At 74.5% G+C, this 7,665-nt stretch carries 8 protein-coding genes and 1 pseudogene; 3 read left to right on the forward strand and 6 right to left on the reverse strand.

Annotated features, from left to right (window positions below; genetic code table 11):
- Window positions 1–31: 31 nt before the first annotated feature.
- Both VR45_RS50550 and VR45_RS13790 read right to left on the reverse strand, forming a co-directional pair.
- Window positions 32–112, reverse strand: coding sequence for a DUF6183 family protein (locus VR45_RS50550; protein WP_353612689.1), 81 nt, complete (start codon window positions 110–112; stop codon window positions 32–34).
- Window positions 113–506: 394 nt separating this feature from the next.
- Window positions 507–1,265, reverse strand: a complete 759-nt coding sequence (locus tag VR45_RS13790; RefSeq protein ID WP_045940032.1) for a DeoR/GlpR family DNA-binding transcription regulator — start codon at window positions 1,263–1,265, stop codon at window positions 507–509.
- Between the two features lie 49 nt (window positions 1,266–1,314).
- On the opposite strand from VR45_RS13790, the gene VR45_RS13795 reads away from it, so the two are divergent.
- Together VR45_RS13795 and VR45_RS13800 are read left to right on the forward strand one after the other, a co-directional pair.
- On the forward strand, window positions 1,315–1,698 hold the full coding sequence (locus VR45_RS13795) for an NUDIX hydrolase (protein WP_045940027.1): 384 nt from the start codon (window positions 1,315–1,317) through the stop codon (window positions 1,696–1,698).
- A complete protein-coding gene (locus VR45_RS13800; RefSeq protein WP_045940028.1) occupies window positions 1,695–2,369 on the forward strand; it encodes an NUDIX domain-containing protein in 675 nt (224 codons plus the stop codon). Before VR45_RS13795 ends, VR45_RS13800 begins: the two co-directional genes overlap by 4 nt.
- Before the next feature lie 117 nt (window positions 2,370–2,486).
- Here the strand turns inward: VR45_RS13800 and VR45_RS13805 are convergent, their stop codons facing one another.
- Window positions 2,487–3,389 (reverse strand): LysR family transcriptional regulator, encoded by a 903-nt coding sequence (locus VR45_RS13805; protein ID WP_045940029.1) that lies wholly within the window; start codon window positions 3,387–3,389, stop codon window positions 2,487–2,489.
- Window positions 3,390–3,577: 188 nt separating this feature from the next.
- Between VR45_RS13805 and VR45_RS13810 the strand changes: the two genes are divergently transcribed.
- Window positions 3,578–3,871, forward strand: a complete 294-nt coding sequence (locus VR45_RS13810; protein ID WP_045940030.1) for a DUF1330 domain-containing protein — start codon at window positions 3,578–3,580, stop codon at window positions 3,869–3,871.
- Window positions 3,872–4,061: 190 nt separating this feature from the next.
- Here VR45_RS13810 and VR45_RS13815 read toward each other — a convergent pair whose 3' ends face one another.
- The 3 genes and pseudogenes from VR45_RS13815 to VR45_RS42300 all read right to left on the reverse strand — a co-directional run.
- Window positions 4,062–5,195, reverse strand: coding sequence for a DUF6183 family protein (locus VR45_RS13815; RefSeq protein WP_045940033.1), 1,134 nt, complete (start codon window positions 5,193–5,195; stop codon window positions 4,062–4,064).
- A 71-nt stretch (window positions 5,196–5,266) separates the two neighbouring features.
- Complete coding sequence (locus tag VR45_RS13820) at window positions 5,267–5,740, reverse strand: hypothetical protein (RefSeq protein WP_045940031.1); 474 nt, start codon at window positions 5,738–5,740, stop codon at window positions 5,267–5,269.
- Window positions 5,741–5,746: 6 nt separating this feature from the next.
- Window positions 5,747–7,665 (reverse strand): annotated as a pseudogene (locus VR45_RS42300) (hypothetical protein); the annotation flags it as partial.

Here is a 7,665-nt window from a genome sequence, read left to right on the forward strand (position 1 = left end):
GGGTGGGCCGACTTCCCACTCCGACGGCTCGTCAGTCGGTCGTCGTCGCTGCCAGGACGGCCAAGCTGCGGAGGTCCGGGGACACCTCCAACACGCCCAGGTCCCAGACCACTCGGTGGAACTACGGGGCGTCCGCGCCGAAGCGGTGCCGCGCGCAGGCTCGGACGTGGGCCGCCACCCTTGCTCGCCGGGGCGTCCGTCGGCGCCCCGGCGGGTGCGGTCAGCAAGCGCCAGGCGTGGAACTGTCCGTAGGCTCCGTAGCAGCCGGTGCGGCTCCGTGAGGACGAAAGTCCGCGCCTCGACGCGACCCTCCGGCTCCTCCGGGTGGTCGGCCCAGCTCGCCACCGCCACCGGGGCCATGGCCCGGGCGCAGTCCCGGGCCGCACCTCTCCCCCGCCCCCGCACGCCGGGCGCGCGCCACCCTGCTCCGCGTCGGCCCGCAGGGGCTCAAGGGGACCGACCGTCCGGTTCCGGCCGGTTCGTGGTCCCGTGTCGGCCTGCAACTGTCAGTCGGCCGGCAGGACTTCCACTCCGAGCGCCTTGAGTTCCTCGACGACTGCATCATGAGGGTCGGCGTCGGTGATCAGTCCGCTGACCTTCTCCCAGGGCAGGACGCGGAACCGCGAGGCGGTACCGATCTTCTCGGAGGAGGCGAGGATGTAGGTGTCCGCCGCCCGTGCGGCCAGGGCGCGCTTCATCGCGGCCTCCTCGGCGTCGGCGGTGGTCAGCCCCGCTTCGGGGTGCACGCCGGTGACGCCGAGCAGGCAGAGGTCGGCGGAGACCTGCTGCGCGGCCTCGACCGCGGCGGCGCCGCAGGCGACCGCCGAGTGCTTGAAGATCCGGCCTCCGAGCAGGAAGAGCTCCGCCTGCGGATGACCGAGCAGGGCCACGGCGATCGTCGGGCTGTGGGTGATCACGGTGCAGGCCAGGTCCTGCGGGAGTGCCTGGGCGACCGCGAGGGCGGTGGTGCCGCCGTCGAGGATCAGCGTGCCGCCCGGCGGCACCAGAGCGGCGGCCACGGCGGCGACCTTCCGTTTGCCGTCCGGGGCCACGCCCTGCCGGGCTGCGTAGTCCACCACCGCCGGTGAGGCGGGAAGCGCGCCGCCGTAGACCCGCTGGCACAGTCCGTCCGCGGCGAGGTCGCGCAGGTCGCGTCGCACGCTGTCCTCGGAGATTCCCAGCTCGGCAGCGACGTCCTTGGCGACGATCTTGCCCTCTCGGGCCAGCAGGCCCAGCAGGTGTTCACGCCGTTCAGCAGCCAGCATCCGCATTCTCTCCTGTTCTTGCACGTTTCTGCATGTATCGTAGCGCTCCATGACCGACAAGCCCATGCTCGTCCTGATCGCCGGTCCCTACCGCTCCGGCACCGACGGCGACCCGCAGGCCATGGCCGCCAACCTCGCCCGCCTCGAAGCCGCCGCCTGGCCCGTCTTCGCCACCGGCCACCTGCCCGTGATCGGCGAGTGGATAGCCCTGCCCGTCCTGCGCTCCGCCGGCGCGGGCCCCACCGACCCCCTCGCCGACCAAGTGCTCCACCCGACCGCCGACCGTCTGCTCGCGCACTGCGACGCCGTGCTGCGCCTGCCCGGCGACTCGGTCGGAGCCGACCAGGACGTCGCCACCGCCCGCCGCCTCGGCCTGCCCGTCTACCACGACGTGACCGAGATCCCCCGCCGCGCCCCGCAGGAGACCACGTGACCGGCCACCCCGGCATCGACGCCCCCGACCACCGCGGCCGCACCGGCCTCGACCGGGCCGGACACGGCCTGAACCGCAACCCCGACATCCGGGTCCGCGGCGTCGAGCTCACCTCCCAGGGCTGGCACGTCCTGCGGCGCACCACCTTCGACTACCGCCGCCGCGACGGACGCTGGGAGACCCAGCAGCGCGAGACCTACGACCGCGGCAACGGCGCCGTCGTCCTGCCCTACGACACCGGACGCGGCTGCGTCCTGCTCACCCGCCAGTTCCGCTACCCGGCGTACGTCAACGACCACCCCGACGGCATGCTCGTCGAAGCCGCCGCGGGCCTGCTCGACGCGGACGACCCGCCCGCCGCCGTCCGACGCGAGAGCGCCGAGGAGCTCGGCGTCACCCTCGGACCGCTCACCCACGTCCTCGACGCCTACATGAGCCCCGGCTCCGTCACCGAACGCCTCCACTTCTTCGCCGCCCCCTACACACCGGCCGACCGGACCGGTCCCGGCGGCGGACTCGAGGAGGACGGCGAGGACATCGAAGTCCTCGAACTGCCCTTCGCCCAGGCCCTCGCCATGACCCGCGACGGACGCATCACCGACGGGAAGACCGTCCTGCTCCTGCAATGGGCGGCCCTGGACGGGCCCTTCGCCCCGGCGGGCGACCACTGACAGCCCCACGGGCCAACGGCCGCCGGACCGGCGAACGGCCCGCACCTCCGACCGCCTCGGGCGCGGGGTCCTCGGCCCCGCCACCGCAGGCGTCCGTCCCGCTCGGCCCCCTGCGCGTCAGTCCGGCAGCCAGTGCAGCTCGTGCGCCAGGGCTTCGGCGACGGCACGGATGCGGCGGTGCAGCGGCGACTGCTCCTGCGGGAGGACCAGGTGGATCGTCAGGCCGGGCGCGCCTCGCAGTGGTCGCCAGGTGAGACCGGCCGGTTGTGCCGTGAGCGCGGCCTCTCCGGCCGGGGCGAGGGTGACCCCGTCGCGCAGGTCGCGCTGGGACATGTCGAAAGAGACGGCGGGCGTGTGGAGCCGGGGGTGCGGTCGGATGTCCCGGAACAGTGCGGACAGCTGATCGTGGACCACGGGGTTGGCCGCACGGTCCGGGAGTCGCAGCGGATACGCGGCCGCGTCGGCGATCTCGATCTCCGGCTGTTCGGCCAGCGGATGGTGCTGCGCCAGCTGGACCCCGACACGCAGACGCCGCAGCAGGAACCGGCGCACGCCACGGCCCGGCTGTTCACCGCGGGTGATCCCGGCATCGATGCGGCCGTCGGCGACCGCGGGGGAGATCTCCGGTGTCGCCATCGGGACCGCGCCGACCTCGAGTCCGCTGTTGCCGCGGATCAGCCTGTCCACCAGGGCCGGTGCCGTCCCGGCCCCGGTGCTGAGGCTGTATCCGATGCGCAGCGTGCCCAGTTCACCGGCCGCCGCGCTCCGGGCGGTGTCCCATGCCCGGTCCAGCGCCGCCAGCGCGGACGGCGCGGACTCCGCCAGAGCCGCACCGGCCGTGGTCAGTACGACGCTGCGCGTGTTGCGGACCAGCAGGGCCGTACCGAGTTCCGACTCCAAGCGGCGCATCCGGGCGCTGAGTGCGGGCTGGGCGACACCGATCCGTGCGGCCGCGCGGGTGAAGTTCAACTCCTGTGCCAGCACCAGGAAGTACCGCAGGCTCACCGTATCCGGCGGCACGCACCCTCCCTGCCGATTGATAACGATCCGTTCTGAGCCTATCCCGTACCGGTCTTTCCCTCGGCCGCACATCAAGTCCTAGCCTGCGTGTACGACGATTCCACCGACCGCAGTGGTCGTCGCCGGGATCGATCGATCCGAGTGTCAATTCGACGTCGGACATGTCCGGCCGACCACAGGAGGCTTCCATGGCCAAGGGCTACTGGGTCAGTGTCTACCCCGCCATTTCCGACCCCGAGAGGCTGACTGCCTACAACGAGCTGGCCGGTCCGGCTGTCCGGGCCGGGGGCGGGCGCGTCCTGTCCCGTGGCACTCGGGTCGTCGCCCACGAGGCCGGAATCACGCAACGCGCCGTTCTGATCGAGTTCGACAGCTTCGAACAGGCCGTCGCGGCATACGAGAGCGAGGCGTACCAGAAGGCGCTGGTGGCCCTCCCCGACGGCTACGAGCGCGACTTCCGCATCGTCGAAGGCACCGACTGACCGGCGGGGCAGCCGCCACAGCACGGCCCGACAAACCGACTTGCCCGAACGAACGCCGGAAACGGCCCCGGGCCACCCCGGGAAGGCGTTTTCGCACGTCATCGGTGAACCGTTCTGGCCCTGGAGCATTCGCCGGGACCGTGGCCGGAGTGGGAAGTCAGGCGGTCCGACTTCCCACTCCGGCACGGCGTCAGTCGGTCGTCGTTGCTGCCAGGACGGCCAGGCGGCGGTCCGGAGACACCGCCAACACGCCCAGGTCCCAGACCACCCGGTGGAACCACGGAGTTTCCGCGCCGAACCGGTACCACGCGCACGCCCGGACGTGGGCCTCCACCTCGCTCGGCGGGGCGTCCGGCGGCGCCCCGGCGAGGGCGGCGAGGGATCGCCAGGCGTGGAGCCGTCCGTAGGCGCCGTAGCAGGCCGAGTCGTACGCGCCGCCGCTGGAGGAGGCGGCGAAGAGCAACCGCCAGACCTCGGCCGCTTCGACGGGGACCACCCCGAACGCGGTCTTCCGCCCGGGCTCCGGCAGCTCCCCCAGGTCCGCCAAGCAGTCCAGGCCCAGCGCGACGAGTGTGCCGGGCACGGCGTCGGGCTCCAGGGGCTCCGGGAAGGCGAAGGTCCGCGCCTCGACGCGGCCCTCCGGCTCCTCCGGGTGGTCGGCCCAGTTCGCCACCGCCGACGCCATCGCCCGGGCGGTGGCAGCGGTCGTCGTCTCCACCACCGCCGCCACCGGCGCGGCAACCGGCCGGGGTGCCGGGTGGCGCTCCTCCGGGTCCGGGTAGGGGAACCCGCAGCTGCTGCCGTCGACGGAGTAGGCCGGCAGGTCCGGTTCCCGTTCCGGCTCCGCCGGCACCAGCGGCAGCGCGGCCAACGGGTGGTCGCGCCAGTGCGGGGAGGTCGCCCACGAGGCGATGCCCGGGGTCTCCGCCACCGGGGCACCCCGGAGCACCAGCTCGTGCAGCAGGCAGGCCCGCAACTCCTCGGAGGCGGCGACCCCCTCCTCGTACACCGGGGCGAGGTCGGCGGGCCGTTGGCAGGACGCCAGCAGCGAGGCCACGTAGCGGTCGTGCTCCGGATCGTCCGGCCTGCCTGCGGCGAGCAGCCGCAGCAGCTCGTCGACGTGCCCGGGTCCGCGGGTCACCGCCAGCAGGCGCACCAGGTGGTCGAAGAGGTCGTCGAACGCCGCCGATGCGTCGGAGCCGGCCGGCTCCGAGCGGTGCCGCTGTGCCAACCCGATGCCGAGGGCCGCCACGAAGGCCGCCCCGTCGCGCCGAAGCCGACGGCGGGCCGTCCGCTCCAGCATCCGGGCATTCTTGCTGGTCATCGGTATCGTCGTGAGCTTCGTCAGCTCGGCGTCGTCCACAGCGGACGAGCATACGACGCGGCCGGTGTCCGTCAGGGCGTGGGTGTTCGGTCGCGCGCCATCGCCCGGGTCTCCCACGGCTCGAGGTCGCCGTGGAACCAGCGGGACTCCCGCCAGGTGCCCTCACCGGTCAGTGGGACGCCCAGCACCACCCGGCGGCGCGAGGTCGAGAACTCCACTTCGATCTCGCCGGCCATGACGGTCCGGAGGAACTCCAGCGCCAGGCACGTCGGAACCCAGTCGAAGACGTAGGCGTCGCAGATGATCCGGCAGGAGTCGGAGCCGTCCGTGACCATGACGACGAAGTAGTGGCCGGTGGGTGCCTCCAAGTAGATGTCGACGAGTCGCGGCGGGTCGACCGGCGCCACCTCCACCGACTCGAAGAGTCCGGACGCCTCGATCGCCGCGACGAACTCCGACAGGTCCGCCTCCGGCCAGGGCTCACCGGTCCGCAGCGAGCCCTTGACGGAGCGGCGGTTCTCCCGCCACGTCGACCAGAAACCCATCGCCGGTCAGGCGGGGTCGGGGCGGGGGCCGGCGAGGGTGGCGAGGTGGCGTTCGGCGGCGCGGAGTTTGCGGCCGTCGGGGCCCGGGAGGTGGGCGCGCAGTTCGATGATCTCCGGGGCGATCCGCAGGGCCTCGGCGCGGTCCGGGATCGCCCGCCAGCAGGCTTCCGCGTTGGTCGCCGCGTGCTGGGTCTCCGGGTGCTCGGGCCCCTCGCTGCGGAGCAGGGTCAGGGCGACCTCGCGGTAGATGCCGGCGGCCTCGGCCGTCCGGCCGGCGAGCCGGGACACGTGGGCGCGGACCTGCCGGACCTGGAGGACGGGTGCGGAGACCGGGCCGTGCTCGGCGATCGCCTCCAGCTCCAGGGCGAAGGCCAGGTCGGTGGCGGCCGCGTGGTCGCCCGCGTCGGCGCTTCGGACGATCCGGCCGATCACCTCGCGGTAGTCGGCGCGGGGCTCGGAGCGCTCCGGCGCGGGGGCGGGTTCGGGTGCGGCGACGGGCGAAGGTGCAGCCTCGGGCTCGGCCTCGGGCTCGGGCTCGGAGGCAGCCTCCGGCTCGGGGTCCTCGGTGGCGTCCTCGGGCTCGGCGTCCTCGGGCTCGGCCTCGGTGGGCGGCGCGTCCGCCGGGGCGGCGGCGGTGGGGTCCGGTTCCTCGACAGGCTCGGGCACGACCTCGGCTTCGGGGCCGGGCTCGGGCACAACCTCGGCCTCGGGCTCCGGGGCCACCGGCTGCCAGGCGCCGGCCTTCCGGAGGTCGACCGGGTGCGGCGGGAGCGGCGGGGTGGGCGGTACGCCGGGCTTGAGCAGGTTCACCGGCCTGTCGGACGGCCGCGCTGGGGCGGCATCAGCCGGGGCAGCACCGGCCGGGGCGGCAGCGGCCGGCTTGTCCAGGGTGACGGCCGGGCGGGGCGCCGGCACCGCGTCCTGCGGGACGGCGGCGTCCCGGGGCGACTCGCCCCAGGGCCGGTCGTCCCAGGTGACCTCGTCCGGCGCGGCCGGGCGGGGCAGCACGGCGGCCGGGCTCGGGGCCTCGTACGGGGTGTACTCGGTCGGTGCTCCCTCGCCGCGCCGCGCGGTGTTGCGGAAGAACGGGCGGTCCGGGGCGTGCGTGCTGACCACGATCACGTCCGGGCGGAGCACCGAGTAGACCTGGTGGCGCAGCTGTTCCGGCGCGAGGACGGCCTCGCCGCCCGGACGGCCGCCGTGCAGGGCCTCGATCAGCGCACGGGTGAAGGTGCCGATCTGGTCCGGGTCGGGGCTGACCACCGCCCACAGCGGCAGTCCCTCGCTGAGCGACGCGAGGTCGCCCTGGAGCAGCGACCAGGCGTTCTGATCGGCGCTCAGGTCGGCGACGACCAGGGTCTGCCACTCGGCCGGGCGGTGCCGCAGCTCGCCGGCGATCGACTGCCAGGCGAGGCCGTCCTGACGGATGCTGCCGGGCTTGGAGTCGCGCAGGGTGAGGTGGAGCTGGCCGCCGCGCTTGTCGGCGAGCAGGTGGCCGCCGAAGTGGACGAGCAGCGGTCCGGGGTGGCGGGCGGCGGCGCGCAGGTGGGCGAGCACGGTGTGCGGGTCGCTGGCGCCGGGGAGGTGCACGGCGTCGACGGTGTCGGCGGCCAGCAGCACCTGCGGGGAGACGGCGGCGAGCATCGCGGACAGCACCGGGGCCTGGGCGGGGCCGCCACGGCCCCAGGTGCGGCGGCCGGAGGAGCCGTAGCCGCCCTCGACGACCAGGATCCGGCCGCGCGGGCCGCTGCCCAGGCCGCCGCCGATGCCGGGCAGGCCGTGCGCGGGGGTGGCGCCGGGGACGGTGAACGGCAGCGGCGTCGCGCCGGCCGGGGCCGGGACGACGGGCGCGCCGCCCATGGCGGGCATGCCGGTGACGGTCCATCCGGTGGACGGCGCGGGCGGTCCGGCCACCGGGCCCGGGG

Source organism: Streptomyces sp. NRRL S-495 (genome assembly GCF_000966955.1).
Lineage (GTDB): Bacteria > Actinomycetota > Actinomycetes > Streptomycetales > Streptomycetaceae > Kitasatospora > Kitasatospora purpeofusca.

Coding starts and splice junctions, on each gene's coding strand:
- VR45_RS13790 (WP_045940032.1), bottom strand. CDS start 1,265: ATGCTGGCTGCTGAACGGCGTGAACACCTGCTGGGCCTGCTGGCCCGA.
- VR45_RS13795 (WP_045940027.1), top strand. CDS start 1,315: ATGACCGACAAGCCCATGCTCGTCCTGATCGCCGGTCCCTACCGCTCC.
- VR45_RS13810 (WP_045940030.1), top strand. CDS start 3,578: ATGGCCAAGGGCTACTGGGTCAGTGTCTACCCCGCCATTTCCGACCCC.
- VR45_RS13815 (WP_045940033.1), bottom strand. CDS start 5,195: ATGACCAGCAAGAATGCCCGGATGCTGGAGCGGACGGCCCGCCGTCGG.
- VR45_RS13820 (WP_045940031.1), bottom strand. CDS start 5,740: ATGGGTTTCTGGTCGACGTGGCGGGAGAACCGCCGCTCCGTCAAGGGC.